Raw genomic sequence first — 26,951 nt, forward strand, 5'->3', positions numbered from 1 at the left:
TGCTTCTGCGGAGACTGCGGAATGAGACTCGTCGCATCGATGTGGGCGATTCCCGTTGTGCTTTGCCTGTCGGGGACGGCGTTCGCCGATGACCTCGCGACGCCGGGCGATGCGAAAAGCCTGGGGTTCTCGGCCGCGCGTCTGGCGCGGATCGCGCCGTGGTATCAGGCGCGTTTCGATTCTTTCTCGCCGTCGGACGGCCTTCTCCCCGGCGCCGTCGTCGCAATCGCGAGGGGCGGCAAGCTCGCCTATTTGCAGGCCATCGGATTTCAGGACCGCGCCAAGACCGTCCCGATGAAGACGAATTCCATCTTCTGGATCGCCTCGATGTCCAAGCCGGTGGCCAGTGTCGCCGCCATGATTCTGGTGGATGAGGGCAAGCTCGACCTCGACGCGCCCGTCTCGCAATATCTGCCGGAGCTTGCGAACATGCGGGTCGCTTTCCAGAAGGCGGACCCGGCGACAGGCGAAATGGAGTACGGGCTCGGTCTGCCAAAACCAGCAAAACGTGCGATGACGGTTCGCGATCTGTTGCGCCATACGTCTGGCTTGATCTATCCGGAGCTCGATTTTGCCTACCCGGAACGGGGCCTTGCCGACGCAAGCGCCGACTTCGGGATCCGGACGATCCATGGGCTCTACGGCTTGAGGGCCGTGCGGAGACGCGACACGACGTTGGCGGAATTCGTGTCGAGCCTGGCCCACCTGCCGCTCGCGCACGAGCCCGGCGAGGTCCATGAATATGGCTGGAGCGCCGAAGTGCTGAGCCGGGTCGTTGAAGTGGCGTCCGGTCAGCCCTTCGATCAGTTCCTGGAGAGCCACATCTTTGGTCCGCTGCATATGGTCGACACCGGCTTCTTTGTGCCGAAGGAGAAGCTCGATCGGCTCGTCGATTCTCCCATGCCGGAACGGCCGCCGATCTGGGATGTTACGACGCCGCCAAAGTTGTTTTCCGGCGACGGCGGACTCGTATCGACCGCGCCCGACTATCTCCGCTTTTGCCAGATGCTGCTCAATGGCGGCGAGCTCGATGGCGTGCGCGTGCTCAGCCCGCATGCGGTGAAGCAGATGACGACGAACGCACTGCCATCGGGTGTCAGCATCTTCGGAGGTGACGAGGTTGGCGCCCGCGCCGGAACAACCTTCGGGCTTGGCTTCGCCATCCGCGCCGATCCGGTCCAAAGCTGGATACCGGGAGCGGTCGGGAGCTTTTCCTGGGCTGGACATTGGAGCACGTATTTTTGGATCGATCCGGCCGAGCAATTGATCGGCGTACAGATGGTCCAGGCGACGCCCGGCAGCAAAGGGCGCCAGGCGGTGCTGTATTCGGGGATCAATCACCTCGTCTATGGCGCATTGACGATTCCCGAGTCGACCGCCGTCCCGCCGGCTGTGCCGGTGACCCTGAGCCCGGAAGCGCTCGCCGACTATGCCGGGACCTATGACTTCGGCGCCACGGTGAGCTCGCGTGACAGGCAGGGCCTCGCCGATGGCAAAACCGGATGGCTTGGAATCGGGAATTTCGTCGCCATGGAGCAGGAGGGGCTGAGGATCAACAAGCCGAACCCTGGCGGCGGCCCTGCAACCAAGGCCGGTGTGACGGCGGGTGACCTCATCACTGAAATTGACGGCGCGCCGCTGAGAGGCCTCGCGCTCGCCGATGTCCTGGCCAAGCTGCGAGGGCCAGCCAACTCGACGATCAAGATGAAGCTCGTCCACAAGGGGCAAGACGGCGTGAACGACCTCAGTGTCGTGAGAGCCGACCGCCGTGTCAATTCGGTCCGGCTTCAGGTTCGCGTCGCGGAAGGCAAGCTCGTCGCGGAAGCGACGGGGGTCTGGCCGGTCCTCGAATTCGAGAAGGGCAAGGCGACCCCGTTCGTGGCGACATCAAGCAACGAATTCACCGCAGCCGACGAAGATCGTACCCGGATCGCTTTCGTCAGGGACGCCGCGGGCAAAGTCTCTTGGCTCATCTTGAATCCTGGGCCTTGGGAGCAGCACGCGGCGAAGATCGCGCTCGGGCCGAATTTCTAGGCCTCTCACGCGCGTCCGCCGGGCAGCGGATGCGCGCTTGTTCTACCGAGATAGTGCAGCGGCGTTTTCAATCCCGGCTTGCGCAAGCCGATCTCTAGTGTTACAGCCTGTAGCATTACGGTTCGTAGTCCGCACGCGGCAACATCGCGCTGCCGTCGGGTGGCTCGGAGAATTGGGCGTTCGCCATGAGCAATTCTGCAAAGGCTGAAGCGGTGCTGGCGCTTCATCGGTTCGGGATGGGGCCGCGACCGGGATCACTTGCGGCTGTCGGGACCGACCCGCGCGGCGCGTTGATCGCAGAGCTCGATCGGCCGCTCGCATTGAGCGCCGCCGCCAGCCTTCCCACCAGTGCGAAGGCCTATCGCACAGTGGCCGATGCCAATGCACGGCGAGCCGCGCGCGCCAAGCAGGCGCAGCAACAGGCCAAGAAGCTGCAGGTGGCTGCGGTGCCAACTGCTCCGGGTGACCAGGCTCAGGCTCAGGCTCAGGCGCAGACTGAGGGGCAAGCGCCAGCACAGGGCCAGGAGAAGGATGCTGCCGAGATGGCGGCCAAGCAGGCGGCCGACGCCGTTCCCGATCCCGGCCGTCCGATCTACTTGCAGGAAGCCAAGCTGCGCATCGAAGCCGCGCTCGCCGCCGACATCGGCTTCGCCGAGCGGCTGGTGTGGTTCTGGTCCAATCATTTCTGCATCTCGGCCTACAAGATCCAGAGCATGTCGGGTGCTTACGAGCGCGAGGCCATTCGCGCAAATGCGCTCGGCCACTTCGTCGATCTTCTGCTGGCGGTCGAAGGCCACCCGGCGATGCTGTTCTATCTCGACAATCTGGGCTCGATGGGCGCGAACTCGATCGCCGGCATCAACCGCAGCCGCGGCCTCAACGAAAACATTGCGCGTGAGATCATGGAATTGCACACGCTGGGTGTGCGGACCGGCTACACCCAGGACGACGTGATCAGCTTCGCCAATGTGTTGACGGGATGGACGCTTGTTCCGCCCGGAGACAATCCGGAGCACGGCGGCGAATTCACCTTCAACCCGCGGCTCCACGAGCCCGGCGGGCAGACCGTGCTCGGCAAGCGTTACGAGCAGGAGGACGCCGAGCAGGGCCGCGCCGTGCTGCGCGACCTCGCTGCGCATCCGGCCACCGCGACCCATGTCGCAACCAAGCTCGTACGGCATTTCGTGGCCGACGAGCCGCCTCCGCCACTCGTCGAACAAATGGCGAAGACGTTCCGCGACACCGAGGGCGATCTCAAGCAGGTCGCGATCACGATGGTCTCGTCGGACGACGCGTGGCGCGGGTCGCCGTCAAAACTGAAGCGTCCGAGCGAATGGGGCGTTGGCATGGTGCGCGCGACGGGGATTACGGTCGTCGACCCCACGCGTTTCACGGCGGGCCAGGAGCTGCTCGGCGAAGGGCTGTGGCGGCCGTCGGCGCCCAAGGGCTATCCGGATGACGAGGCAAGCTGGATCGACGGCATTGGCCGGCGGCTCGACATCGCCAACAATTTTGCCGAGCGCGTGGCGGCCACTGCTGATCCGCAGGGGATCATCGAGGACGTCTTCGCATCGCAGATCGCGCCCGAAGTGAAGCAGGCGGTCGGCCGCGCCGAGAGCCGCCAGCAGGCGCTGGCGCTGCTGTTCATGTCGGCAGATTTTCAGAGGAGGTGAGCATGGGCTTCGACAATCATTTGCCCACGCGGCGCGAGCTTCTGGTCGGCTCCGGTGCGCTGTTCGCGTGGAGCCAGATGCCGCGGATCGCACGTGCCGAAGGGCGCGATCCGCGCCTTCTCGTCGTCGTCCTGCGTGGCGCGCTCGACGGTCTCGGTGCGGTCGCGCCGGTCGGCGATCCCGACTGGGTCGGCTTGCGCGGCGATCGCGCGCTGGTGCTGGACGGCAAGCCGCCGGCATTGCCGCTCGATTCCTTCTTCGCGCTCAACCCGGCGATGCCGAACCTGCACCGGCTCTACAAGGGCGGCAAGGCGGCGATCGTCCACGCCACCGCGACGCCCTACCGCGAGCGCTCGCATTTCGACGGCCAGGACGTGCTGGAGAGCGGGTTCACCAAGCCCGGTGCCACCGCATCGGGATGGCTCAACCGCGCGCTGCTCGCGATGGAGTCGAGTGGGCGCGTCGATCCGCGCGGCAGCCGCGCGCTCGGCATCGGCTCGGTGACGCCGCTGGTGGTGCGCGGATCGGCGCCCGTCATGACGTGGGTGCCGCAAAAACTGTTACCGGCGAGCGAGGACACGCAGAACCGCCTGCTCGATCTCTACCAGCACACCGATCCGAAGCTCGCGACCGTGCTTCAAGCGCGCATGAAGCTCGCCTCGCTTGGCGGCGCGCCCGGCACGGGCGATCCGATGTCGGACGATCCGACATTGATGCCGCCCGGCATCGCGCGCGTGCGCGCCTACTTCGCCGAAGCCGCCGGCACCGCCGCGCGCTATCTCGCCAAGCCCGACGGCCCGCGCGTCGGCGCGATGGGCTTCGTCGGCTGGGATACGCACATCGCGGAAGGCGCAGCGTCAGGCCAGCTCTACAATCTGCTCGGCGCGCTCGACGGTGCGTTTGCCGCGATCGAGAGCAACATGGGCGAGGTGTGGGGCGAGACGGTCGTCGCCGTCGTCACCGAGTTCGGGCGCACCGCGCGCATCAATGGCACGCAGGGCACGGATCACGGCACGGGCACGGTCGCCTTCCTCATTGGCGGCGCGCTCACCGGCGGCCGCGTGATCGCGGACTGGCCGGGCCTGAAGTCCGCGCAACTGTTCGAGGATCGCGACCTCAAGCCGACCACCGATCTCCGCGCCGTGCTGAAGGGCCTGCTCAGGGATCATCTGCGTGTCGAGGAGAAGGTGCTGGCGGATGCGGTCTTCCCCGGCAGTGCTGACGTCAAGCCGATGGGAGGCCTCGTCGGCTGACGGCGCGGCCGTCGCAACCGGATCGGGTCCATGATGTGCACACTGACGCAACGGGAACTCGACTTTCTCGCCAGTCTGAAAACCGGCTGGCGGCGGCTCTATCGGCGCGAGCTGATGCGGCTCCTGAAGGGGGACACCGAGGCGAGCGACGCGCAGCTGGAGACGCGCCCGATCGTCTGGCGTGTTGTATCGGGTTAGTTTTTCGCGAGTCTGGCTCGACTTAGGACACGCCACTGTGGTGGAATCGCCACAGCCGGCGCGAAACGGTCGTGGCCCTAAGCCTGCTTTCCTTCAGCCAAGGTTCTGCCCTCATTGCCCGCCGAAACTCCGGGCAGTTCGGAGGGCGCATCATGTCTCGCATTGCAAGTGCCGAAACTGCCCGAATTTCTCTCGCAACCTCCTGCCGGTTGCTGCTCGCCATCATCGGCGCCGCATCGCTCGCCGCCTGCGCGCAATCGCCGGTCGGCCGCCAGAAGGCCGATCTTGGCACCAATCGGCAGGCTGCGGTCCAGCGGCCCCATAGGGTAGCGGCCTTGCATCCGCGGCCGATCAGCCGGGTGCGCGTCCCCGACCGTGACGCAAAGCAAACCGCTTCGCACGGCGTTGCCAGCTTCTATTCGGACACGGAGACCGCGAGCGGCGAGAGGTTCGACAAGAACGAATTGACGGCGGCGCATCCCAGCCTGCCGTTCGGCACAAAGCTGCGCGTGACGGACGTTTCCTCCGGCCGCTTCGTGACCGTCAGGGTCAACGACCGCGGGCCCTATGTTCGCGGGCGCGTGGTCGACATCTCGCCGTCCGCGGCCGAGGCGCTCGGCATGGTCGACAAGGGCATCACCAATGTCCGGCTCGACGTGGTGCGATAGAACGCGATTCATTGACTTGAGCCGCCCCGCTTAACCGAGTGTTAGTCGCCCTGACGCACCATGGCTGCCCAAACAAGTCGGGGCTCCAATTTGGGGTCCTCGGGGGAGGCGGCGTTTGAACACGATCCAGTATCTCGAAGATCAGGCCGCGCGCGCCGAGCGGCTCGCCAAACGGATCACGGATACGTTGACGATCGAAAAGCTCCTGACCTTCGCCGGCGAACGCCGCCGCGAAATCGAGGTCATCGCCGGCAGGTACCGGCGCGCCTGATAAACCGTGCACTGGACGCATTCGCCCTCGCTGAGAGGCGCGGAACTTCTGTTCGTCTCTGGCGTCATGTCAATGATGAATGTGGAGGAGGAAGTCATGGGTTTTGGACGAGGTGCTTTGCTTTGGCTGCTTGGCGTGCCGCTGCCGATCGTTCTGCTGCTGGCATTGTTCTGGCACCACTAGAGCATGATCCAGAAAGCGTGACGTGGTTTTTCCGATAAGATCACGCATCAAACAATGATGTTGCCACACGAAAAGCGCCGCGGAAGCGGCGCTTTTTTTTGCCTGCGATTTGAAACGTATCAACGAGGACGAGGCGCGGTCAGCTATGGCTCTCGACGAAGTCGCTGAGATAGTCGGGAAGCCGGACGCCATCGATGTCGCAGCGCGCCTTGATCTCACCGGCGATTTCGGTCGAGATGTCCTTCATCCAGTGCTCGAGCGTGTTGAACGAGATCACCTTGATCGGATCGTTGAAGCAGCCGGCGACGAGCTCGCCGATCGTGGCTTCAAGATCGCTTCGTTCGATGCGGATTTCAGTCGCCTTGTCGCGGCGATCAATCACCACGAACAGGGTCTGGTCTGCGCCATAGGGCACGACCGCGGATGGTGCGCCGGCTTCAAGCATCTTGGGGCTCTCGTCTCGACTTCCGATCCCGGTTAACGGGAAAATCCGGTAGAAGGTTCCTGCCTCATGAAAAGCTTGTCGCGCGCGTGCAGCTTCCGCGTCTGCACGCAATCAGAGAAATTCTCTCAACCGCGATAGCTCGATGACGTGCTCGGGCGAGAGGATATCGGTGACCAGCGGCGGCTGCGCAATCGTGTGAATCTCATAGAGATGCCTGGTCGTGGCCGGCTTCTCCATGAAGGCCGATATGCACTGGTCGAGCGTACCTTCGCTCACCTGATAAGAATCCCTGTCCGGTCGGCGCTGGTTCGCAAGCGACGGCCATTTATGCAGGGTTGCAGGCGCTCCGAAATCGACCTTTGAATCCGCAACCACGTCTCCCATCGTCCCTCACGCAACAAAAATTGCCCCAACACGCGGATCTGCGTGCCGGGGCCCACACCTATCACTGCATCTTAATGCCAAGCGCTTAACGCAGCAGCCGGGAAAAGGTTCCCGGCCGCCTTGTCGCAAATCAGCTCGCGGCCGCCGCGATTCTGTGGCCCGGGCTGGCATGATCGTGGCTATCCTCATCGCCGCGGCCGACTTCCGGCGGAAGTCCGGCGAAGCGCCGCAAGGCTTCGGCCATCTGCACCCGGCCTGCTACACCGGTGATCACCACGTCGACCATCGCAAAGGACGAGTGGAAATGGCCGCGTGCCCTGAGCTGCTCGACCGGGACGCCGGCGGCCGCCATTGCCTCGGCATAGGCGATGCCCTCGTCGCGCAACGGGTCGAATTCGCAGGTGACGACCAAGGCCGGCGGCAGGCCGGCGACGTTGCCGCGCAGCGGCGAGACGCGCGGATCGGTGCGGTCGGCCGGTGAGCAGTAGAGGTCCCAGAACCAGTTCATCAGCGAGCGCGTCAGGAAATAGCCGGTCGCATTGTCGTTGTAGGAGAGCCGGTCGAAGGTGCAGTCGGTGACCGGGCAGACCAGGAGCTGGCCGGCGATCTCAGGCCCGCCGCGATCGCGCGCAAGCTGGCAGGTGACGGCGGCGACGTTGCCGCCGGCGCTCCAGCCCGCGATCAGCACCCGGCCGGGCTTGCCGCCAAGCTCGACGGCATGCTCTGCGATCCAGCGCGTTGCCGCATAGCCGTCCTCGGCTGCGGTCGGGAAACGATGCTCGGGCGCGTGGCGATAGCCGACGCTGACGAACATCATGCCGGTCCGCCGCACCAGATCGCGGCAGAGCGGCTCGTCCGATTGCTCGTCGCCGAGCACCCAGCCGCCGCCGTGGAAATAGACCACGACCGGATGGGGCCCCGGCGTTGCCGGCTTGTAGATCCGGTAAGGCAGCGGGCCGTCCGTGCCGGGCAGCGTGCCGTCGACGATGTCGCCGATCGGCCGTCCCGCGGGCCGGCCCTGGTTGAACTCGTTGACGAAGGCGCGTGCGCCGAGCGCGCCCATCGACTCGATCGGCGGCAGGTTCAGCGATGCGAGCAGGTTCAGCACCAGCCGCACATCCGGCTGCAAGCATACCACCTCGCCGTCGTTGCATTGCGCGGCGCCGTTGGGGCCGGTCAGCTTGAAGCCGAGCATGCCGCGGCTCGTAACCTCGTCACAAATGCTGCGATAGGGGCCGACGCCGCCGGTGTAAGGCATCAGGCCCTGCACCTTGCCGGGCACGTTGGCGCCCGTGTACCAGGTGTTGGCGAGCCGGTGCAGGGTCACCATCGAACAGTCCGTCATGTGCCGGCCCCAGCCGGCCTGCGCGGTCTCGGTCGGCTCGATCGTGGTGAAGCCGGCGTCGCGCAGCGCAGCGATGCGGTCGACGACCCAGTCGACATGCTGCTCGATCGACACCGCCATGTTCGACAGCACCGAAGGGCTGCCGGGCCCGGTGATCATGAAGAAGTTGGGGAACCCTTCGACCGTGACCCCGAGATAGGTCTGCGGCCCCTGCGCCCAGACATCGGTCAGCGACTTGCCGCCGCGTCCGGTGATCGGATGCACGGCGCGGATCGCGCCGGTCATGGCGTCGAAGCCGGTCGCGAACACGATGACGTCGACATCGACGCTGCGCCTGGCCGTCGTGATGCTGTTCGCGGTGATCGCCTTGATCGGCTCCTGGCGCAGATTGACCAGCGTGACATTCGGCCGGTTGTAGGTCGCGTAGTAATTGGTATCGAGGCAGGGGCGCTTTGCGCCGAAGGGATGGTCGTGCGGCATCAGCGCCGCCGCCGTCTCCGGATCCTTCACGGCAGCGCCGATCTTCTCGCGGATCAGCTCGCCGATCAGCGCATTGCCGTTGAAGTCGACGCCCTGGTCGGCCCAGAGCTGCGTCAGGATGTGGACGAGGTCGCCGGCTGCCCAGGCACGTTCGAACCGCTCACGACGCTCGGCATCGCTCAATTGCCAGCTCACGACGGTTTGCTGCGGATAGGGCACGCCGGTCATCGACTGTCGCGCTTGCTCGCGATAGGCCGCGCGGTCGCTCTGGAAAATATCCATGCGATCGGACGGCGAGGGGCCGTTATGCGCCGGCAGCGCGAAGTTTGGCGTGCGCTGGAACACGGTCAGATGAGCGGCCTGCTCGGCGATCAGCGGGATCGACTGGATGGCTGACGAGCCCGTGCCGATCACGGCGACGCGCTTGCCGGCGAGATCGACGCCGTCATGCGGCCAGCGCCCGGTGAAATAGACTTTGCCCTCGAAATCCTTGACGCCGTCGATCTCCGGCGGCTTTGGTGCGGAGAGGCAGCCTGTGGCCATGATATAGTGGCGGCAGGAGACCGGCGTGCCGCTGCTCGTGGTGAGCTGCCAGCGCTCAGTCGCTTCGTCCCATTTGGCTTCGGTGACCTTGGTCTTGAAGCGGATGTCGCGGCGCAAATCGTAGCGATCGGCGACGAAGCCGAGATAGCGCAGGATCTCGGGCTGGGTCGCATATTTCTCCGACCAGGTCCACGCGTTATCGAGCTCAGGATCGAAAGTGTAGCTGTAGTCGATGGTCTGGATATCGCAGCGGGCGCCGGGATAGCGGTTCCAGTACCAGGTGCCGCCGACATCGCCGGCTTCCTCGAGGGCGACCGCCGTGAGGCCGGACTTGCGCAGGCGATGGAGAAGATAAAGGCCGGCAAATCCGGCACCGACCACGGCAACGTCGACTTGTTGGGCTGTTCCACTCGCCGCTTTGGACTCACGTGCGGCGACCATTGCGTCTGGCATGGTATTCCTCCCGTGTCTTTTGTTTTGCCGGCAGGCTATCGCCGCAGGCTTGGCTTGTCATCAGGACAGGTACAATCTTCGGTAGTCGTTTGCGGCGCCATCGTGGCCGCGCGAAGGTTGCGGCGATACACGCACCGCGATGCACAACCGCCGGGATTGTCCGGGCTAATCAGACCACATCCTTCTGTGTATGCTTGCGGTTACAAGCCACGCGTACCGACCGGACGTCATGACAGAGTTGAGCGAGCGGACGAAAGCCAACATGGACGTCGTCCTGGAGCAGACGTGCCGCCAATTGCCGCACGGCGGCGATCACGACAGCCGCAGGTTCATCGCCGAGCGCCTGATCGAGGCGGCGCAATCGGGCCATTCCACGCTTGGTGAGCTCGGCATCGTCGCACGCCGCGCGCTGGCGGAGATCGTCGCCAAGGGCGGCTAGCCGGCGCCGCCGAGCTTGCCTCATCGCGGGCCGCAGACGTAACCTGTCGGGGAACCTTTTGGCGCATCGAGATCCCCCAGGATGCGACTCCAGTTTGCAATCGTTGTGGCGTCTTCACTCCTTTGCTGGGACGGTGCGGCCGTCGCTCAGGCGGTCGGGCAGTTTCCGTTCGCGCTGACGCGTGAAGGACAGATGCTCGGCGCGGTCGAGGGCGAGGTGGCGTCGTTCAAGGGGCTGGCCTACGCGGCGGCTCCGGTCGGCGCACTGCGCTGGCGCCCACCGCAGGCAACGGCCGAGAACCCCGAGATGCGCACCGCCTATGAGTACGGCGCGCCGTGTCTTCAGCCCTCGCTGCCTGATACGAGCGAGGACTGCCTCACGCTCAACGTATTCCGTCCCTTCGGGGTCGACGGCCCGCTGCCGGTGATGGTCTTCATTCATGACGGCGGCTTCGTCGGCGGTACCGCGAACGATCCGCTGTTCGACGGTGCAAAGCTCGCGCAAGCCGGCCTCATCGTGGTCACCGTGAATTATCGTCTCGGCGTGCTCGGCTGGCTCACTCATCCCGCGCTGTCGGAAGGTGGCTCCGGAAATTACGGCCTGATGGACCAGATCGCGGCGCTGCATTGGGTGCACGACAACATCGCAGCCTTCGGCGGCGATCCGAACAATGTCACCTTGTTCGGCAGCGGCGCAGGCGCGACGTCGATCGCGCTGCTGATGCTGTGTGCGCAATCGCGCGACCTCTTCCAGAAAGCCATTCTGCAATCGCCGCCCGGCCGCGCGCGCCTGCCCCCGGTGCAGGAGGCGGAGGCCATGGGCCGGCAATTCGTGGCGGCGCTTGGGCAGGAGGCGGATTTGCGCGTCGCCGCGCCGGCGCGGCTGCTTGCGGCCGAACAAAAACTGCTCGCCAAATCCGAACGCAGCTTCGCGCCCGCGATGGATGGAATCCTGGTGCGTGAAGACGTGGCCGCGGGATTTGCGGCAGGACATGAAAGCCGCATTCCACTCATGATCGGCTCGAATGACGACGAGACGCGTTTCGACGGCGAGCGGGAGATCAAGGAGACGCTGGCGGCCTCGGGCGAGAGCAGCGATGAGCTGCGCCAGCTCTACCCTGATATCGCAAGGCCATCGGAGCGCGCAGCCAAATTCTATACCGACAAGGTTTTCTCCGAGCCGGTCAGGCTGCTTGCCCGCCTCCATGCGGCAACCGGTGCGCCAACGTTTCGCTATCGCTTCGCTTACGTGACCGAGGCCCGGCGCACAAATCCCGACGAAGGGCACGGGCGCGAGTTGCAATTCATCTTCGGCCCGGAAGGCGTGCCCGGCGCGGGACCGCTCACATGGGGGGATCGCGAGGTCGCGAACCGCATGCGCGGTTACTGGATCAACTTTGCGAAGACTGGCAATCCCAACGGCCCGGACCTGCCGCATTGGGACGCGGCCGCAGACCGCGATCGCCTGCTGCTGATCACGAACGATCGCATCGCGAGCGGAGACGACCCCTGGTCGGATCGCCTGGACCGGCTTGCAAGTGAGAGCAGAAAATGAGTTGGGCTTAGGCCGCGAGCTCGACGCGCGGCGCGGGGCTCAGCCGGTGTTCTTCCAGATGGTCCATCGCGCCGTCCTTCTCGACGGCGTAGAACTGCTGACCGTCCTTGGACCTGTAGGCGGCGCGAACGACGCCGCGGCGGCCCTTGTCACTGTTGACGACGTCCCCCAGCGCAAACTTCTTCATCTCACGTCTCACTTGTCTTCAGGCCGACTCCTTCGGCCACGGCCGGATTGTGGGCGGCAAATCGTTAACGACTTGCTAACCATACGGGTTTGCCTATGCTCGCCGCCGTTCGCGCGGGCAGCTCGCACGCGCATGTTGTCAACGAGACGAGCCGGCATCCATGACGCGATTTCCAACCCTCTTCCTGTCGCATGGCGGCGGCCCCTGGCCCTTCATGGAGGACCGGCGGGTGCAATATGCCAAGACGGCCGCGGAGTTCGGCCGGCTGCCGCAGCTTCTTCCCGAGAGGCCCAAGGCCGTGCTCGTCATCACCGGCCATTGGGAGGCCGACGCCTTCACCGTGTCGACCTCGGCGCATCCGCCGATGGTGTACGACTATTACGGTTTCCCCGAGCATACCTATCACCTCAAATATCCAGCGCCGGGCAAGCCCGAGCTCGCCGCGGAGGTGAGGGCGCTGCTCAAGCACGCGGGCCTCGATTGCCGGGAGGATCCCAATCAGGGTTTCGATCACGGCACCTTCGTGCCGCTCGGGCTGATGTATCCGAACGCGGACATGCCGATCGTGCTGCTGTCGCTGAAGTCGAGCTACGATGCGGCCGAGCACATCAAGGTCGGACAGGCGATCGCATCACTCCGCGACGAAGGCATCCTGATCGTCGGCAGCGGGCTCACCTATCACAACATGCGCGGCTTCAACCGGCCGGAGTCGAAGCCGGTCTCGTATGATTTCGAGGCCTATCTGAACGAGGCGATCAGCAACCCGGATGCGGCGCGCCGCAACGCGATGCTGGTCGACTGGGAGAACGCGCCGAGCGCGCGTCTCGCGCATCCCCGCGAGGACCATCTGCTGCCGCTGATGGTCGCGGCAGGTGCCGCCGGCAGCGACGTTGGCAAGCGCGTCTTCGTCGACGAGGTCGCGAGCGTCGCGATGGCGTCGTATGTGTTTGGATGAATCGTAGGGTGGATTAGCGCAGCGTAATCCACCATCGAGCCGCAATGAAGGTGGTGGATTACGCTGGCGGACTGCGCTTCGCGCAGCCGCGGGCTAATCCACCCTACGGGGTTCCGACTAAAAATGTCGAAAACAACCCCATGCACAGTAGAACGGCCCAGCAAATAGAATGGCTTAGCAGAGTACTTTTGCCGGGCAGGATACGCGAGCGGTATTTCGACGGGTTTGACACGTCGGGCAAAACAGCGGCAAAATTCGATCATGGCACCGCTCTCGCTGAAGCACAGCGATTCACGGTATTTGCGAGGAGTCCGCTTTGGGTTCGTTGCGCCATTGAAGATGCGAGTCTCCGCCGCGATCAGGCGGCAGCTGTGGTGTCCGAGGCACAGTTCTCCAACAACTGGCTTCCAATCGGGAGGCCTGTCGATTTTGTCTAGACGGACAGTGCTAGTGCCGGCTTACTCTTGATTGTCCGAGTCTGGAAATACTTCGGTTTCAGGATTATCGACGCCTCTGATGACGCTGCATGTCACGGTCAACGACGCTCAGACTGGCGCCCCCCGCTGTGACGTGAAGGCGGTCATCGCCGTCGTTGGACTTGCGATCGAGGCCAGAATAGCCGGCGCGCCAGCGATGATCGCTGAAGGTGACCGGACCGCCTTTTACTTGCGTGACGCCATCAGACATGGCGCGCGCGGCATTATAAGTTTCGGGGTGTGCGGCGGGCTAGATCCGAAGCTCCGACCAGGTCACATCGTCATCGCCTCGTCGGTATTTGCCGCGAAAGATGAAGCTTATCCAGCTGACCTCCCCTGGGCCGAGGAACTCATTCGGATGATCCCGGGTGCCAGCTACTCTGCGATAGCTGGTGTCGCTTCCCCGATGACAAGTCTTGAAGAGAGACGGGATTTCCATGGCATCACCGGGGCGGTTGCCGCCGATATGGAGTCGCAGATCGTCGCTCGAATTGCTTCCGAACTCAGAATTCCCTTTGCCGTCTGTCGTGTTGTTCTAAACCCCGCTCATCGAAAACTTCCGAGGGCAGCGCTCATAGATATCGGGCCAGCAGGTAAGCCTGAACTGCGCAAGATTGGACGTTCGCTTGTTCAAGACCCGGGGCAACTCCCTGGTCTTGGCCGGCTCGCCGTTGACTCCGTCATGGCGGTGATGGCTTTGCGCAGCGCCAAGCGACGGCTCGGAGCTCACTTTGGTTTCCCGCACCTGTGTTCACGAGACCGAGTCCCCATTCCGACGCGTGCACTTGAAACGATAGCCACACGCGCCTGATCCTGCAGCAGCGCGCTCCCGATCTCAGACTCCAGGCTTGTCCAGGTCCGAGATGGTGTTTGAATCTGCACGCCGGCGCAGGAAGACGTTACTCACCGAAAGAGCCGGCGCGGCCAAAATATCCGCCAGCGCGTTCCAGGAAAACGTTGGCCGAGGCGCGCCCGCGTGGCACGAAGTCTGCTCGGCCGCTCGTCCGAAGCAGCCTCGTCGTCTCATAAATCGCCAGGCGAGCGGGTTCCAGTCGCGCCAAACCTGCTCGGCCCTTTGGGATAGCAAGCCAGAGACGATTTCCGGCGCAGGTCCGAAGACCTCCGGCAATTTGCTCGACAGATTGTTGTCCGACAGAACGTCCCATCTCGAAAATCCGCCCATGATCGGAGATGAAATGGCGAACACCACGCGACCAATCCGCGCCTCCCGTGCCGGGAAAGAACACATTGGGCAAGGTTCGACGATTGAATACAAGGTGCAATCCGGCAAACGCTTTTGTCTTAGAATCTTCTGCGCCTCTGAAAGAGCCACGAGTTCCGCGTGTCGGGTCACGTCGCATTCCGATGAAACGTGGTTGGTCGCTTCTGCGATGACCTGTCCTCGAAACGCGATTACGGCGCCGAATGGCAGCTCTCCTTGCTTCACCCCTTGCCGAGCGAGTTCGAGGCATCTTTCCATCATTCGCAGATCTTGGACGTCAGCTTCTGATCTACTCATAGGCGCCCCCTTGGGAACGCGAGATCGGTGTTGAGAATGCGTCTGTCGCTGCCCCTTCATATTACGGCGGCGTCGTAGCGACGAAGAATGTTTCCGGCGCCGCTACGGAGGCGGCTCCTGCGGCCTGGCATATTGGCAATTAAGCAGCGGGCTACAAACAGTCTGACTTGATCTGGATCAAGGACCGTTACCTTTCAGGTACCGCACGGACCACACGATGATCGATTGTCCATGTCCGCTCCGGGGCCCCTCGAAAACAGACATCCCGGATTTTATGGGTACACGCGCCAATCCGCTCTACGCAGCTTCAACCTCACCCATACCTCAGCTTCATGAACAGGATACCGCCGGCGAGCACCATGGTGATGGCGTTGGCCGCGACCAGCGGGGCGTCGCCAGAGAGCAGGCCGTAGATGAGCCAGAGCGCCAGGCCCAGCACCATGACCAGGAACATGCCGAGCGAAATGTCGCGCGCCGAGCGGGTCTTCCAGACCTTGATGAACTGCGGCGCGTAGGCGACGGTGGTGCAGGTTGCGGCGGCAAAGCCGATCAGCTTGATCGCGAAAGGGTCCATGCCGGCTCTATAGCATGGATTCGGTGGTGATCATGAGGTCCGGCGCGCCGCCATGAGATCGCGATAGAGCACGGCATAGTCGCCGGCGCGGTTGCGCCAAGAGACATCGGTCGCAAGGCCGCTCAATTGCAGCCGGCGCCAGGTCGCCTTGTTGTGGAAGGCGGTGTTGGCCTTGCGCAGCGTGCCGGTGAGGGCCTCCACGGTGACGGGCGCGAATTTGAAGCCGGTCGCGTCGCGGTCCGATGTGTCGGCCTCGCCGATATCGACAATGGTGTCTTCGAGGCCGCCGACGCGCGACACGATCGGGACTGCGCCATAGCGCAGCGCGTAGAGCTGGGTCAGGCCGCACGGCTCGAACCGCGAGGGCACGATGAGCGCGTCCGATCCGGCCTGGATCAGGTGCGCCAGAATCTCGTCATAGCCGATCACGACGCCGATCCGCCCGGGGTTCGCGCGGGCGATGGCCTGATAGCGATCCTGGAGATCGCGATCGCCGCTGCCGAGCAGCGCGAGCTGCATGCCGTCGCCCAAAATGGTCGGGATGGCCTCGAGCAGGAGATCGAGCCCCTTCTGCCAGGACAGGCGGCTGATGACGCCGAGCAGCGGCGCCTCGTCCGAGGAATCGAGATTGAACTGTTGCTGAAGCACCGCCTTGTTCGCGGCCCGGAACGTGAGGTCCTCCGCGCCGAAGCGGTAGGCGATGTGCGGATCGGTTTGCGGATTCCACACGTCGGTGTCGATGCCGTTGAGGATGCCGCTCAGCACATCAGCGCGTTCGCGCAGCAGGCCGCCGAGCCCCATGCCGCCTTCATCGCCCTGGATCTCCTGCGCATAGGTCGGCGAGACCGTGGTGATGCGATCGGCGAGTTGAAGCCCCGCCTTGAGGAAGCTGATGCCGCCGAAATATTCGAGGCCGTGAACGTCGAACGCCGCCGCCGCGGGCAGGCCGATCGCGCTTGTCAGCGTGCGATCGAACTTGCCCTGATAGGCCATGTTGTGGATGGTCATCACGGTGCCGGGGCGCGGCCCGCCGTCATAGTGCAGATAGGCCGGCGCGAGCCCCGCCTGCCAGTCATGGGCATGGACGACATCCGGCACGAACGCGGGCACGAGGCCGTGGCCGATATCGGCCGCGATACGCGACAGTGCCGCGAAGCGCACACCGTTGTCCGGCCAGTCGACGCCCTCAGGGGTGACGTACGGATTGCCCGGTCGCGCGTAAAGATGCGGCACGTCGAGCACGAACAGGTCGAGGCCGTCATGCGAGCCCGCGAGCAGGCGGCCCGGGCCGCCGAAATAATCCGGCCAGCGCCGGATTTCGCCGGCTCCTCCCAGCATCCGCATCACGTCGGGATAGCCCGGCATCAGCGTGCGCATCTCGACGCCGTGCGCCTTCAGCGCAAGCGGCAATGCGCCGGCGACATCCGCGAGGCCGCCGGTCTTGACGATCGGGTAGACTTCGGAGGCGACCGCGAGGACGCGAACAGGCGTCATGTATTGAGCCTGTCGAGCATTGTCTGGGTGATGAGCGAGATGCCCTGCTCGGTGGTGCGGAAGCGCTTGGCGTCGAGCTCCGGGTCCTCGCCGACGACGAGCCCCTCGGGGATTTCGACGCCGCGGTCGATCACGACGTTCTTCAAGCGAGCGCCGCGAGCGACGTTCACGTAGGGCATGATCACGGCGTTCTCGACAGTGGCGTAGGAGTTGACGCGCACGCCGGTGAACAGCAGCGAGCGGCGCAGCGAGGCGCCGGAGATGATGCAGCCGCCCGAGACCAGCGAGCTCACGGCCTGGCCGCGCCGGCTCTCCTCGTCATGGACGAACTTGGCGGGCGGCGTGATCTCCGCATAGGACCAGATCGGCCAGGCGCGGTCGAACAGGTCGAGCTCCGGCACGACGTCGGTGAGGTCGATGTTCGCGGCCCAATAGGCGTCGACCGTGCCAGCATCGCGCCAGTAGGCGCGGGGATCGCTGCCCGAGCGTACGCACGAGGTCGAGAATTGATGCGCGATGGCGCGGCCGTTCTTGACGATATAGGGGATGATGTCCTTGCCGAAATCGTGACTGGAGTTCGTATCCTCGGCGTCGCGCTTGAGCTGGTCGAACAGGAATTTCGTATCGAACACGTAGATGCCCATGCTGGCGAGCGAGACGTCTGGTTTGCCCGGCATCGGCGGCGGATCCTTGGGCTTCTCGAGGAACTGCTGGATCCAGCCGTTCTCGTCGACATGCATGATGCCGAAGCCGGAAGATTCCTGGCGCGGCATTTCGAGGCAGCCGACCGTGACGTCGGCGCCGCTGTCGACATGCTGGCGCAGCATCACCTCGTAGTCCATCTTGTAGATGTGATCGCCGGCGAGCACGACGATGAAGCGTGCGTTGTGCGACTCGATGATGTCGATGTTCTGATAGATCGCATCCGCCGTGCCGACATACCACATGTTCTCCGAGACGCGCTGACTGGCCGGGAGGATGTCAAAGCTCTCGTTGCGTTCGGGGCGGAAGAAGTTCCAGCCCATCTGAAGGTGCCGGATCAGGCTGTGCGCCTTGTACTGGGTCGCGACCGCGATCCGGCGGATGCCGGAATTCACCGCATTGGACAGCGCGAAATCGATGATGCGGGACTTGCCGCCGAAATAGACCGCGGGCTTGGCGCGCCGGTCGGTCAGTTCCAGGAGCCGGCTGCCGCGTCCGCCGGCCAGGACGAACGCCAGCGCCTGACGGGCAAGCGGCTCGGGTCTCGCGGCACTCATGTCATCCTCCCACAACTCTGGCGCTTTGCGAGAAGCCTCCCGGCCGCGCACATTGGAACCGATAGTAACGGTACGAATAGTAAATCGGGAAGGTGCTTGTTGGTTGCGAACGCACGGGAAGCTTAATGCTTTGCTGTGGCCTCCGGCTCCGTCGCACCGGTGTCATGTCCGTGCGGGCGCCGGCGTTGGCCGGACCACAATCGAGGCATGCGCGGGTATTCTTGTGCGGTGCACGCAATGCAGGCTGTGACTTTCGGAGGCTTTGACTTGGGGCAAGGATGCCCGATCATGGCCTTGCGATCCTTTTCCAAACGAAACGTCAGACAGGGAGCAAGACGATGAGTATCTGGAAAACCGCAATTGCCTGTTCGCTGGCGGGCGCGGTGATGGCCGGCCAAATCGAGCAGGCGGCAGCGGCTCCGCTGCCGACCAACGTCGCGACCATGAAGGCCGCCGTCGGTGACGATGTCACCCCGGTGTATTGGCGCGGCCGTGGCTGGGGATGGGGCGCAGGAGGCCTCCTCGCCGGAGCAATCATCGGCGGCGCCATCGCGAGCAGCGCGCCCTATGGTTACTATGGCGGCGGTCCGTATTACGGCGGTTATGGTGGTTATGGCTCGGGCTACGGCTATGGCTACGCTCCGTCCTATGGCTATGCGCCGGCCTATTACGGCGGCTACGGGCCGAGCTATGGGTATGGCGGCTACTACGCGCGTCCCAGCTACTACGGCTATCGAGCCTATCGTCCATACTACGGCCCTCGCTACGGCTACTACCGGCCGTACCGGGCCTATGATCGGGGATATTGGTAAGGACGCTGCGCGGCTAGAGCGAGAGCCACACGATCAGGCTCATGCAGGCGAGATGCGCGAGCACGATCGCGGCGAGATGCAACGGGCCGGCCTTGAGGCTAGACTTGCGCATCCCGCCGCGCCCCGCGCTAGTTTGACCCCGCGGCCGCGGCCGTAAAGCTGCGGTCGACGGCTTTGCTCACATCGAGCGTCTTCGGCAGGATGCCGTAGCGCGTCGAGCGGTCGGAGGCTTCCTGCACCTCCTTCACCACGTTCTGGTCGATCACGATCGGGCTGGTGCGCTGCGCGGTGTAGGCCGACAGCAGCACGTCCTCCGGCAGTTTTGTTAGTTCGGCCGTGCTTTTGGCGTATTCGCCAAGATGATCCAGCGACCATAGCCGCGCCTTGTTCAGCCGCTGCACGAGGTCCTGCACCGCCGCGCGCTTGGTGGCGATGGCGTTGTCGGAGGCCACGATGAAGGTGATGGTGGGTGTCAGGCCTTCACCGTCGGCGATCACGCGGGCCTTGTCCTTCAGCGTCGCGAACGAGACGTAGGGCTCCCACACCGCCCAGGCATCGATCGAGCCGGCGACGAGTGCGATCTTGGCGTCGACCGGGCCGAGCGGCGCGAAGGTCGCGTCCTCCAGCTTGATCTGCGCTTTCTCCAGCGTCGCGTCGATCAGGAACTGGCCCCAGCCGCCGCGCGTGCCGGCGAGGCGTTTTCCCTTGAGATCGGCGGCCGACTTGATCGGCGAATCCTGGCGCACGAGGATGGCTTGCGTCTTCGCATCCGACTTGGTGCCGCCGATTGCCTTGATCGGCGCGCCGGCCGCATAGACCGAGAGGAACGAGAGATCGCCGGTGTAGCCGACGTCGAGCGCGCCGGCGTTCAGCGCTTCCAGGATCGGAGCGGCGGCAGGGAATTCCGACCATTCGATCTTGTAGGGCAGATCCTTCGCATAGCCGGAGATTTCGAGCAGCGAACGGTTGCCGCCCTTCTGGTCGCCGACGCGCAGCACGACGGTGTCGGCCGCGAACGAGGCGGCCGCGGTCGACAAGGTGATAGCTGCGGCGAACAGCGATGCTGCGAGCCGGCGTGTGATGGAATGGTCGTCGAAGTTGATGCTCATGTGGCCTGTCGTGTTGCTTTGCTCACGACGCGTGAGCGAGCGATGCAGCGAGACGATCAAGTCTATGACGGCGCGATGCGCAGTCAATGAAATGGCTATCCGTATTGCAGATGCGTCAGGCAATGACGTTTCAGCGCAGCGCCGCTTTCGAGAACGCACCGCGTGCGCGGCGGGTGATGCGCAAAAATGATGCAGGCTGCGGAGTCGCGGTGCATCCTTGCAGGATGATGCAGCAACGAAAATCGTTTCATCGCTGTCCCATGCGCTGATGGAGAGAATGACCTCGCTTCGCGCCACATTCGAAATTCCATTTCATTGACGATGCGGCGACTGCGCCGCATGATTTGCGCATCGCATCAAAGCGGCGCGGGAAGCGCCGGCGAAATTATTCTCTCAACGCGGCTCCACATGGAACATGCGCAACGCGAGACGTTGCGTGAATGGCGGAGCTGTGCCAGCGCAGGAGCGGGGACTGATGGGCAACGACAACAAGCGCAGCGGATCTGGCCTCGACCGGCGCCATTTGCTGCGGGCGGGGCTTGCGGCGGCGTTTGCCGCGCCGCTTGGTGCCTTTGGTGCAGCACAGGCCTTTGCGCCGCAGGCGATCGCGCCCGGTGTCGATCTCTCTGAGTTTCCGCTGTGCCGGACGGCCGCGGATGGCCCCGTCCTCACCGGCGCGCCGCGCAAGCTGAAACTCTCCTGGAACGCCGGCGCGGTCTGTCTCGCCCCGGTGCCCGTCGCCATCGAGCACGGCTTCTTCCAGAAGCACAATCTCGACATCGAGCTCATCAACTATTCCGGCTCGACCGATCAGCTGCTCGAGGCGATCGCGACGGGAAAGAGCGATGCGGGGCTCGGCATGGCGCTGCGTTGGCTGAAGCCGCTGGAGCAGGGCTTTGACGTCAAGATCGCCGCCGGCACCCATGGCGGCTGCATGCGCGTCCTGACCCGCGCAGACTCCAATGTGAGCAAGCTCGCCGACCTCAAGGGCAAGATCGTCGCAGTCGGCGACCTCGGTGGCCCCGACAAGAACTTCTTCTCCATTCAGCTCGCCAAGCTCGGTATCGACCCGGTCAAGGATGTCGACTGGCGCGCCTATCCCGGCAACCTGCTCAACGTCGCCGTCGAGAAGGGCGAGGTGCAGGCCTTCCTGTCGTCCGATCCGCTTGGCTATCTCTGGCTCAAGGACACCCAGTACAAGGAAGTCGCTTCCAACCTCGACGGCGAATATCGCGACAAGAGCTGCTGCATCCTCGGCCTGCGCGGCAGCCTGGTGCGCGAGGAGCCGCAGGTCGCGCGTGCCCTGACGCAGGCGCTGCTCGATGCCGCGATGTTCACCGCGCAGAATCCGGTCGTGACGGCAAAATCGTTCCAGCCTTACGCGCCGAAGACGGCGTCGCTCGCCGATATCGAGGGCATGGTGCGCTACCACACCCACCATCATCATCCCGTGGGTGAGGTGTTGAAGCGCGAGCTCAAGGCCTATGCCGACGATCTGAAGAGCGTCCAGGTCTTCAAGCAAAGCACCGATACCGCCAAATTCGCGGAGCGCATCTATGTCGACGTATTCGCTGTCTGACGGCCTCGCCTCCGGCGCGCCGCGCCTCTCGCGCGCGCCGGTTCTTGCGAGCTGGGTCCGGGAATCCGGCGTCGGCATTCTCGCCAGCGTCGCGTGGATCGCGTTCGGCCTGTCCTGCCTGTGGTGGGAGGATGTCGGCGACTGGTCGCGGACGCACTCGCTCGGCATCGCCGCCTTCATCGTTGCCGCAATCGCCTTGTTCGGCACCGTCGGCGCCGACTACCTCGGCTCCGCCGGTAAGGCCTTGCGCCAGCGCGCGCCCTGGCTCGTGGCGCTCGGCGCATTCTTGACGCTGTGGGAAGTTGCCACGGCAAAATTCGCCTGGCTGCCGCTGCCGTTCTTCCCGCCGCCGCAGTCGATCATCGAGGTCTATACCGACGATCTGCCAAAGCTGCTCGACAGCGTCTTCGCCTCGGTCAAGCTGCAGCTTGGCGGCTATCTGATCGGCGCCACGGTCGGCTTCCTGACCGGCGTCTCGATCGGTTGGTCGCGCGCGGTCGGCTATTGGGTGCATCCGGTGCTACGCTTCATCGGCCCGCTGCCGGCAACCGCCTGGCTGCCGATCGCCTTCTTCACGTTCCCGTCGAGCTGGAGCGCCTCGACCTTCCTGATCGCGCTCGCGACCGGCTTCCCGGTCACCGTCTTGACCTGGTCCGGCGTCGCGAGCGTCAGCAACGCCTATTACGACGTCGCACGCACGCTCGGCGCAAAGCCGTCCTTCCTGGTGCTGAAGGTCGCGATCCCTGCGGCACTCCCGCACGTCTTCGTCGGCCTGTTCATGGGCCTCGGCTCGTCCTTCGCCGTGCTCGTCGTGGCCGAGATGATCGGCGTCAAGGCCGGGCTCGGCTGGTACCTGCAATGGGCGCAGGGCTGGGCCGCCTACGCCAACATGTATGCGGCGCTGATCGTGATGTCGCTGCTCTGCTCCGGCGCCATCACGCTGCTGTTCGCCATCCGCGACCGCCTGCTGGTCTGGCAGAAGGGGACCGTGAAATGGTAGCCGCAACCGCACTGGCCGAGGTCACGACCCCGCCGGCCGCCGGCGCCGCGCTCGACATCGAGCAGGTCAGCCACGCCTTCGACATCGATGGCACTGAGCTGCCTGTTCTCAGCGACGTCAGCATCTCCGTGGAGCCGGGCGAGTTCGTCGCGCTGCTCGGCCCCTCCGGCTGCGGCAAGTCGACCTTGCTCCGGCTCGTCGCCGGTCTCGACAAGCCCAAGGCCGGGACGCTCCGCGAGGACGAGGCGCGCATCACCCGGCCGCATCCATCGCGCGTCGTCGTGTTCCAGGATCCGACCCTGTTTCCCTGGCGGTCGGTCTGGGACAACGTCGCCCTGGGCCTCGAGGCCCAGGGCATTTTGAAGAGCCAGCGGCAGCGTGTCGATGACGCGCTCGATCTCGTTGGGCTGTCGTCGTTCCGCAATGCCTATCCGCATCAGCTCTCCGGCGGCATGGCGCAGCGCGTCGCGCTCGCCCGCGCGCTCGTGAATGATCCAAAAATCCTGATCCTCGACGAGCCGCTCGGCAAACTCGACTCGCTGACCCGCATTACCATGCAGGCCGAGCTCGTCTCGCTCTGGCAGCGCAAGGGCTTTACCACGCTGCTGGTGACGCATGACGCCGAGGAGGCGCTGGTGCTCGCCAACCGCGTCATCGTGTTCAGCGACCGCCCGGCGCGGGTGAAGGCCGACATCCGTGTCGACCGGCCCTATCCGCGCCATCGCGGCGATCCATATCTGGCGGATCTGCGCCGCCAGATCTTAGGTCTCTTGGGATTAGATGCCACATGGTGACTTCTGTAGCCAAAGGGCTCACCGCCCATAGTGAGCCAGACTACATTGCGCGCGCCGAGGCATTGGCCGAAGGTTTTGCCGCGCGTGCGGCGGAGCATGATCGCACCGGCAGCTTCGCCTTCGAGAATTTTCGCGAGCTGTCCGAGGCGGGCCTGCTGTCGCTGACGGTGCCCGCCGTTCATGGCGGCGCCGGGGCGGGTGCACGATACGCCGCGCGGGTCATCGGTATCATCGGCAAGGCCGATTCCTCGACCGCGCTGGTGCTGTCGATGCACTACATCAACCATCTGGTGATGGGGCGCAGCCCGACCTGGCCGGCGAAGCTCTCGCGCAAGCTTGCGCGTGAGAGCGTCGAGGGCCTCGCGCTCGTCAACGCGCTCCGCGTCGAGCCCGAACTCGGCTCGCCCGCGCGCGGCGGCCTGCCGGCGACGATCGCGCGCCGCACCGAAACCGGTTGGCGCCTCACGGGTCACAAGATCTATTCGACGGGATCGCCGATCCTGAAATGGTATCTGGTCTGGGCGCGGACCGACGAAGCCGAACCGCGCGTCGGGCAGTTCCTAGTGCCGGCTGGACTGCCGGGCACCCGCATCGTCGAGACCTGGGATCATCACGGCCTGCGCGCCAGCGGCAGCCATGATGTCATCTTCGACGACGTCGTGATCCCGCTTGATGCCGAGGTCGATGTCCGAAGGCCTTCGGAGTGGCGCACGCCCGACGTTGCGCAGGCGACCGTGCACACGGTGTTCGTCGCCGCGATCTATGACGGCATTGCTCGCGCCGCGCGCGACTGGTTCGTCTCGTTCCTGAAGCAGCGCGTTCCCGCCAGCCTCGGCGCGCCGCTTGCGACCTTGCCACGGGCGCAGGAGATTCTCGGTGCCATCGAGGCCAGGCTCGCAGTCAATGCACGGCTGATCGAGACGTTCGCCCGCGACTTCGACGACGGCGTCGATCTCTCCACCGGCGAGTCCAACGTGATCAAGCTGACGGTGACCAACAACGCCGTCGCCGTGGTCGAGGATGCCTTGTCTCTGACCGGCAATCACGGCCTGTCCCGTACCAATCCGCTGGAGCGGCACTATCGCGATGTCTTGTGCGGCCGCGTGCACACGCCGCAGGACGATGCCACCCGCACCGGCCTCGGCCGCGCCGCATTGGGCCTCTAGCTTTCAGGAAAACAAACAGGGAGACGATCATGTCGATCGAGTTCATCGGCTTCATCAGCAACAACAATTCGTCCGAAACCGTCGTCCGCGAGGGGCCGATCCTCAACCCCACCCATATCGAGACGGTGGCGAAGGCGCACGAGAATGCCGGCTTCGACCGCGCGCTGCTGGCGTTTCATTCGACAACGCCGGACGCGCTCCAGATTGCCCAGCACGTGCTGGGCGTCACCGACCGCCTCAATGTGCTGATCGCGCAGCGGCCGGGCTTCACCGCGCCGACGCTGCTGGCGCGCCAGTTCGCCGTGCTCGACCAGTTTTCCCGCGGCAGGGTCGCGCTGCATGTCATCACCGGCGGCAATGCGACCGAGCTTCGGCAGGACGGCAACACGCTCGACGACAAGGACGAGCGTTATGCCCGCACCTCCGAGTTCCTCGATGTCCTCAAGCTCGAATGGACCAGCGACAAGCCGTTCACCTACAAGGGCAGGCACTACCAGGTCGAGAACGCATTCTCGCAGGTGAAGCCGTATCGCCCCGAGGGCATCCGGATCTATTTCGGCGGCGCTTCGGATGCGGCGATCGAGGTCGCCGGCAAGCATGCCGACACCTTTGCGCTGTGGGGTGAATCCTATGCGCAGGTGCGCGACGTCACTTCCCGCGTCCACAACGCAGCGGTTCGTCAGGGACGGCCGACGCCGCGTTTCAGCCTCTCGGTGCGGCCGATCATTGCCCCGACCGAGAAGCAGGCCTGGGAGAAGGCGGAAGAGATTCTGGCACGCGCGACCGCGCTCCAGGACAAGACCGGCTACCGCAAGCCCGCCGACGGCCATGCCACGGCCGGCGCGCGGCGCCTGCTCGCGCTCGCCGACCAGGGCAGCCGCATCGACAAGCGGCTCTGGACCGAGATCGCGAAGCTCACGGGTGCCAACAGCAACACCACCGCGCTGGTCGGCACGCCCGAGCAAGTCGCCGAAGTGTTCGGCGACTATTACGATCTCGGTATCAGCCACTTCCTGATCCGCGGCTTCGATCCGCTGATCGACGCCATTGAATATGGCCGTGAGCTGATCCCGCTGACGCGCGAGCTGGTCGCCAAGCGCCAGGCCGTTCGCGGCGAGGCGGCGGAATGATCCGCCTCATGCTGGCCGGCGCGCTGCTGTTCGGCTCGTTGGAGCTCGTGGCGGCGCAAACCACTTTGCGCGTCGGCGACCAGAAGGGCAATTCGCAGGCCGTGATGGAAGCGGCAGGCGTGCTCAAGGACGTGCCGTACAAGATCGAGTGGAAGGAGTTTCCGGCGGCTGCCCCGCTGCTCGAGGCGCTCAGCGCCGGCGCGATCGAGACCGGTATCGTCGGTGATGCGCCCTTCACCTTTGCCGCAGCCTCCGGCGCGCCGGTGAAGGCGATCGCCGCGATCCGGCAGACCCGCGAGGGGCTCGCGATCCTCGTGCCGGAGAATTCGCCGATCAAGAGCTTCGCCGATTTGCGCGGCAAGAAGATCGCAACGGGGCGCGGCTCGATCGGTCATCAATTGATCCTCGCTGCGCTCGAGAAGAACGGCTGGGCTGCGTCCGACGTGCAGATCGCATTCCTGGCGCCGTCTGATGCCAAGATCGCCTACACGCAAGGCTCGGTCGATGCATGGTCGACGTGGGAGCCCTATGTCAGCCAGGAAGAGGTGCTGTTCAAATCGCGCCGCGTCATCACCTCGGAGGGCCTGACGCCGGGGCTGAGCTTCCAGGTTGCGCGGCCCGACGCCATCCGCGACAAGCGCGCGGAGCTGACGGACTTCATCCGCCGCCTCACGGCGGCGCGGGCATGGTCGCTGAGCAACGTCGACAGCTATGCCGCGACCTGGGGCAAGCTGATGAACATCCCGACCGCCGTGCCGCAGAACTGGCTGTCGCGCGCAAAGATCCGCATCGCGCCGATCGACGACGGCGTGGTCGCGGACGAGCAGAGCACGATCGACCTCTATTTCCGCTGGGGCCTGATCAAGCAGAAGCTCGATGCGGCCGAGATCGTCGACCGTTCGTTTGCGGACGCGATCGCCAAGGCGGGGCTGTAGCGCGCGCTTTCCCTCTCCCACACGGGGAGAAGGAAGAAC

26 protein-coding genes are annotated in these 26,951 nt (G+C 64.7%); 17 read left to right on the forward strand and 9 right to left on the reverse strand.

Annotation, left to right across the window (positions count from 1 at the left end; all coding sequences use genetic code 11):
* Positions 1–21: 21 nt before the first annotated feature.
* The 6 genes from IVB46_RS40680 to IVB46_RS40705 all read left to right on the forward strand — a co-directional run bounded on the left by IVB46_RS40680 (position 22) and on the right by IVB46_RS40705 (position 6,097).
* Positions 22–2,034: a serine hydrolase domain-containing protein gene (locus IVB46_RS40680; protein ID WP_247303877.1), complete on the forward strand. Its 2,013-nt coding sequence runs from the start codon at positions 22–24 to the stop codon at positions 2,032–2,034.
* Between the two features lie 185 nt (positions 2,035–2,219).
* On the forward strand, positions 2,220–3,707 hold the full coding sequence (locus tag IVB46_RS40685; protein WP_247303875.1) for a DUF1800 family protein: 1,488 nt from the start codon (positions 2,220–2,222) through the stop codon (positions 3,705–3,707).
* A 2-nt stretch (positions 3,708–3,709) separates the two neighbouring features.
* The gene (locus tag IVB46_RS40690) at positions 3,710–4,960 is read left to right on the forward strand and encodes a DUF1501 domain-containing protein (protein ID WP_247345428.1); all 1,251 of its coding nucleotides are present in this window, start codon (positions 3,710–3,712) and stop codon (positions 4,958–4,960) included.
* A 30-nt stretch (positions 4,961–4,990) separates the two neighbouring features.
* Positions 4,991–5,158 carry a hypothetical protein gene (locus IVB46_RS40695; protein ID WP_166101541.1) on the forward strand — a complete coding sequence of 56 codons (168 nt, stop codon included), beginning with the start codon at positions 4,991–4,993 and terminating at the stop codon, positions 5,156–5,158.
* Between the two features lie 152 nt (positions 5,159–5,310).
* Positions 5,311–5,826 carry a septal ring lytic transglycosylase RlpA family protein gene (locus IVB46_RS40700; protein ID WP_247303872.1) on the forward strand — a complete coding sequence of 172 codons (516 nt, stop codon included), beginning with the start codon at positions 5,311–5,313 and terminating at the stop codon, positions 5,824–5,826.
* Positions 5,827–5,941: 115 nt separating this feature from the next.
* On the forward strand, positions 5,942–6,097 hold the full coding sequence (locus IVB46_RS40705; protein ID WP_166343542.1) for a hypothetical protein: 156 nt from the start codon (positions 5,942–5,944) through the stop codon (positions 6,095–6,097).
* A gap of 322 nt (positions 6,098–6,419) precedes the next feature.
* On the opposite strand, the gene IVB46_RS40710 is transcribed toward IVB46_RS40705, so the two are convergent.
* The 3 genes from IVB46_RS40710 to IVB46_RS40720 form a co-directional block, all read right to left on the reverse strand.
* Positions 6,420–6,725, reverse strand: coding sequence for a hypothetical protein (locus IVB46_RS40710; protein WP_063979745.1), 306 nt, complete (start codon positions 6,723–6,725; stop codon positions 6,420–6,422).
* Positions 6,726–6,836: 111 nt separating this feature from the next.
* A complete protein-coding gene (locus IVB46_RS45165; RefSeq protein ID WP_063979744.1) occupies positions 6,837–7,109 on the reverse strand; it encodes a hypothetical protein in 273 nt (90 codons plus the stop codon).
* A 130-nt stretch (positions 7,110–7,239) separates the two neighbouring features.
* The gene (locus tag IVB46_RS40720; protein WP_247303870.1) at positions 7,240–9,930 is read right to left on the reverse strand and encodes an alpha/beta hydrolase fold domain-containing protein; all 2,691 of its coding nucleotides are present in this window, start codon (positions 9,928–9,930) and stop codon (positions 7,240–7,242) included.
* 190 nt (positions 9,931–10,120) lie between these two features.
* Between IVB46_RS40720 and IVB46_RS40725 the strand changes: the two genes are divergently transcribed.
* Complete coding sequence (locus IVB46_RS40725) at positions 10,121–10,369, forward strand: hypothetical protein (RefSeq protein ID WP_014493107.1); 249 nt, start codon at positions 10,121–10,123, stop codon at positions 10,367–10,369.
* An 81-nt stretch (positions 10,370–10,450) separates the two neighbouring features.
* Entirely contained in the window at positions 10,451–11,923 is a 1,473-nt protein-coding gene (locus tag IVB46_RS40730) for a carboxylesterase family protein (RefSeq protein WP_247303861.1), read from the forward strand.
* 7 nt (positions 11,924–11,930) lie between these two features.
* On the opposite strand, the gene IVB46_RS40735 is transcribed toward IVB46_RS40730, so the two are convergent.
* Positions 11,931–12,110 carry a hypothetical protein gene (locus tag IVB46_RS40735; protein ID WP_014493109.1) on the reverse strand — a complete coding sequence of 60 codons (180 nt, stop codon included), beginning with the start codon at positions 12,108–12,110 and terminating at the stop codon, positions 11,931–11,933.
* Positions 12,111–12,270: 160 nt separating this feature from the next.
* Between IVB46_RS40735 and IVB46_RS40740 the strand changes: the two genes are divergently transcribed.
* Both IVB46_RS40740 and IVB46_RS40745 read left to right on the forward strand, forming a co-directional pair.
* Positions 12,271–13,065 carry a class III extradiol ring-cleavage dioxygenase gene (locus tag IVB46_RS40740; RefSeq protein WP_247303859.1) on the forward strand — a complete coding sequence of 265 codons (795 nt, stop codon included), beginning with the start codon at positions 12,271–12,273 and terminating at the stop codon, positions 13,063–13,065.
* A 516-nt stretch (positions 13,066–13,581) separates the two neighbouring features.
* The gene (locus tag IVB46_RS40745; RefSeq protein WP_247303855.1) at positions 13,582–14,352 is read left to right on the forward strand and encodes a phosphorylase; all 771 of its coding nucleotides are present in this window, start codon (positions 13,582–13,584) and stop codon (positions 14,350–14,352) included.
* Between the two features lie 24 nt (positions 14,353–14,376).
* On the opposite strand, the gene IVB46_RS40750 is transcribed toward IVB46_RS40745, so the two are convergent.
* The 4 genes from IVB46_RS40750 to glgC form a co-directional block, all read right to left on the reverse strand.
* Entirely contained in the window at positions 14,377–15,060 is a 684-nt protein-coding gene (locus tag IVB46_RS40750) for a nucleoside deaminase (protein ID WP_208088093.1), read from the reverse strand.
* Positions 15,061–15,373: 313 nt separating this feature from the next.
* A complete protein-coding gene (locus tag IVB46_RS40755; protein WP_028150382.1) occupies positions 15,374–15,634 on the reverse strand; it encodes a SemiSWEET transporter in 261 nt (86 codons plus the stop codon).
* Positions 15,635–15,664: 30 nt separating this feature from the next.
* The gene (gene glgA / locus IVB46_RS40760) at positions 15,665–17,128 is read right to left on the reverse strand and encodes a glycogen synthase GlgA (RefSeq protein ID WP_247303853.1); all 1,464 of its coding nucleotides are present in this window, start codon (positions 17,126–17,128) and stop codon (positions 15,665–15,667) included.
* Entirely contained in the window at positions 17,125–18,387 is a 1,263-nt protein-coding gene (gene glgC / locus IVB46_RS40765; protein WP_063981659.1) for a glucose-1-phosphate adenylyltransferase, read from the reverse strand. Before glgC ends, glgA begins: the two co-directional genes overlap by 4 nt.
* 338 nt (positions 18,388–18,725) lie before the next feature.
* Here glgC and IVB46_RS40770 point away from each other — a divergent pair, with 338 nt between their 5' ends.
* Entirely contained in the window at positions 18,726–19,199 is a 474-nt protein-coding gene (locus IVB46_RS40770) for a hypothetical protein (protein WP_247303852.1), read from the forward strand.
* Between the two features lie 128 nt (positions 19,200–19,327).
* Here the strand turns inward: IVB46_RS40770 and IVB46_RS40775 are convergent, their stop codons facing one another.
* On the reverse strand, positions 19,328–20,308 hold the full coding sequence (locus IVB46_RS40775; RefSeq protein ID WP_247303851.1) for an ABC transporter substrate-binding protein: 981 nt from the start codon (positions 20,306–20,308) through the stop codon (positions 19,328–19,330).
* Between the two features lie 475 nt (positions 20,309–20,783).
* On the opposite strand from IVB46_RS40775, the gene IVB46_RS40780 reads away from it, so the two are divergent.
* From IVB46_RS40780 to IVB46_RS40805, 6 genes are read left to right on the forward strand one after another with little or no spacing between them, the layout of a single operon-like run.
* The gene (locus tag IVB46_RS40780; RefSeq protein WP_247303850.1) at positions 20,784–21,887 is read left to right on the forward strand and encodes an ABC transporter substrate-binding protein; all 1,104 of its coding nucleotides are present in this window, start codon (positions 20,784–20,786) and stop codon (positions 21,885–21,887) included.
* Positions 21,865–22,887, forward strand: a complete 1,023-nt coding sequence (locus IVB46_RS40785) for an ABC transporter permease subunit (protein WP_063981662.1) — start codon at positions 21,865–21,867, stop codon at positions 22,885–22,887. The genes IVB46_RS40780 and IVB46_RS40785 overlap by 23 nt, the downstream gene beginning before the upstream one ends.
* The gene (locus tag IVB46_RS40790) at positions 22,881–23,681 is read left to right on the forward strand and encodes an ABC transporter ATP-binding protein (RefSeq protein WP_247303848.1); all 801 of its coding nucleotides are present in this window, start codon (positions 22,881–22,883) and stop codon (positions 23,679–23,681) included. The genes IVB46_RS40785 and IVB46_RS40790 overlap by 7 nt, the downstream gene beginning before the upstream one ends.
* Positions 23,675–24,847 (forward strand): acyl-CoA dehydrogenase family protein, encoded by a 1,173-nt coding sequence (locus IVB46_RS40795; protein WP_247303847.1) that lies wholly within the window; start codon positions 23,675–23,677, stop codon positions 24,845–24,847. Before IVB46_RS40790 ends, IVB46_RS40795 begins: the two co-directional genes overlap by 7 nt.
* 29 nt (positions 24,848–24,876) lie before the next feature.
* Positions 24,877–25,977 (forward strand): LLM class flavin-dependent oxidoreductase, encoded by a 1,101-nt coding sequence (locus tag IVB46_RS40800; RefSeq protein ID WP_247303845.1) that lies wholly within the window; start codon positions 24,877–24,879, stop codon positions 25,975–25,977.
* Positions 25,974–26,912, forward strand: a complete 939-nt coding sequence (locus IVB46_RS40805) for an ABC transporter substrate-binding protein (protein WP_247303843.1) — start codon at positions 25,974–25,976, stop codon at positions 26,910–26,912. Before IVB46_RS40800 ends, IVB46_RS40805 begins: the two co-directional genes overlap by 4 nt.
* Positions 26,913–26,951 lie beyond the last annotated feature (39 nt).

Source organism: Bradyrhizobium sp. 61, from assembly GCF_023073075.1.
Classification (GTDB): Bacteria; Pseudomonadota; Alphaproteobacteria; order Rhizobiales; family Xanthobacteraceae; genus Bradyrhizobium; species Bradyrhizobium barranii.

Bases quoted from the DNA above. Each gene is read 5' to 3' on its own strand.
- IVB46_RS40750 (WP_208088093.1), bottom strand. From the start codon at position 15,060: ATGAGTAGATCAGAAGCTGACGTCCAAGATCTGCGAATGATGGAAAGA.
- IVB46_RS40685 (WP_247303875.1), top strand. From the start codon at position 2,220: ATGAGCAATTCTGCAAAGGCTGAAGCGGTGCTGGCGCTTCATCGGTTC.
- glgA (WP_247303853.1), bottom strand. From the start codon at position 17,128: ATGACGCCTGTTCGCGTCCTCGCGGTCGCCTCCGAAGTCTACCCGATC.
- IVB46_RS40710 (WP_063979745.1), bottom strand. From the start codon at position 6,725: ATGCTTGAAGCCGGCGCACCATCCGCGGTCGTGCCCTATGGCGCAGAC.
- IVB46_RS40795 (WP_247303847.1), top strand. From the start codon at position 23,675: ATGGTGACTTCTGTAGCCAAAGGGCTCACCGCCCATAGTGAGCCAGAC.
- IVB46_RS40700 (WP_247303872.1), top strand. From the start codon at position 5,311: ATGTCTCGCATTGCAAGTGCCGAAACTGCCCGAATTTCTCTCGCAACC.
- IVB46_RS40720 (WP_247303870.1), bottom strand. From the start codon at position 9,930: ATGCCAGACGCAATGGTCGCCGCACGTGAGTCCAAAGCGGCGAGTGGA.
- IVB46_RS40785 (WP_063981662.1), top strand. From the start codon at position 21,865: ATGTCGACGTATTCGCTGTCTGACGGCCTCGCCTCCGGCGCGCCGCGC.
- IVB46_RS40780 (WP_247303850.1), top strand. From the start codon at position 20,784: ATGGGCAACGACAACAAGCGCAGCGGATCTGGCCTCGACCGGCGCCAT.
- IVB46_RS40800 (WP_247303845.1), top strand. From the start codon at position 24,877: ATGTCGATCGAGTTCATCGGCTTCATCAGCAACAACAATTCGTCCGAA.
- IVB46_RS40680 (WP_247303877.1), top strand. From the start codon at position 22: ATGAGACTCGTCGCATCGATGTGGGCGATTCCCGTTGTGCTTTGCCTG.
- IVB46_RS40790 (WP_247303848.1), top strand. From the start codon at position 22,881: ATGGTAGCCGCAACCGCACTGGCCGAGGTCACGACCCCGCCGGCCGCC.
- IVB46_RS40690 (WP_247345428.1), top strand. From the start codon at position 3,710: ATGGGCTTCGACAATCATTTGCCCACGCGGCGCGAGCTTCTGGTCGGC.
- IVB46_RS40740 (WP_247303859.1), top strand. From the start codon at position 12,271: ATGACGCGATTTCCAACCCTCTTCCTGTCGCATGGCGGCGGCCCCTGG.
- IVB46_RS40770 (WP_247303852.1), top strand. From the start codon at position 18,726: ATGAGTATCTGGAAAACCGCAATTGCCTGTTCGCTGGCGGGCGCGGTG.
- IVB46_RS40755 (WP_028150382.1), bottom strand. From the start codon at position 15,634: ATGGACCCTTTCGCGATCAAGCTGATCGGCTTTGCCGCCGCAACCTGC.
- IVB46_RS40805 (WP_247303843.1), top strand. From the start codon at position 25,974: ATGATCCGCCTCATGCTGGCCGGCGCGCTGCTGTTCGGCTCGTTGGAG.
- glgC (WP_063981659.1), bottom strand. From the start codon at position 18,387: ATGAGTGCCGCGAGACCCGAGCCGCTTGCCCGTCAGGCGCTGGCGTTC.
- IVB46_RS40725 (WP_014493107.1), top strand. From the start codon at position 10,121: ATGCTTGCGGTTACAAGCCACGCGTACCGACCGGACGTCATGACAGAG.
- IVB46_RS40775 (WP_247303851.1), bottom strand. From the start codon at position 20,308: ATGAGCATCAACTTCGACGACCATTCCATCACACGCCGGCTCGCAGCA.
- IVB46_RS40695 (WP_166101541.1), top strand. From the start codon at position 4,991: ATGATGTGCACACTGACGCAACGGGAACTCGACTTTCTCGCCAGTCTG.
- IVB46_RS45165 (WP_063979744.1), bottom strand. From the start codon at position 7,109: ATGGGAGACGTGGTTGCGGATTCAAAGGTCGATTTCGGAGCGCCTGCA.
- IVB46_RS40745 (WP_247303855.1), top strand. From the start codon at position 13,582: ATGACGCTGCATGTCACGGTCAACGACGCTCAGACTGGCGCCCCCCGC.
- IVB46_RS40730 (WP_247303861.1), top strand. From the start codon at position 10,451: ATGCGACTCCAGTTTGCAATCGTTGTGGCGTCTTCACTCCTTTGCTGG.
- IVB46_RS40735 (WP_014493109.1), bottom strand. From the start codon at position 12,110: ATGAAGAAGTTTGCGCTGGGGGACGTCGTCAACAGTGACAAGGGCCGC.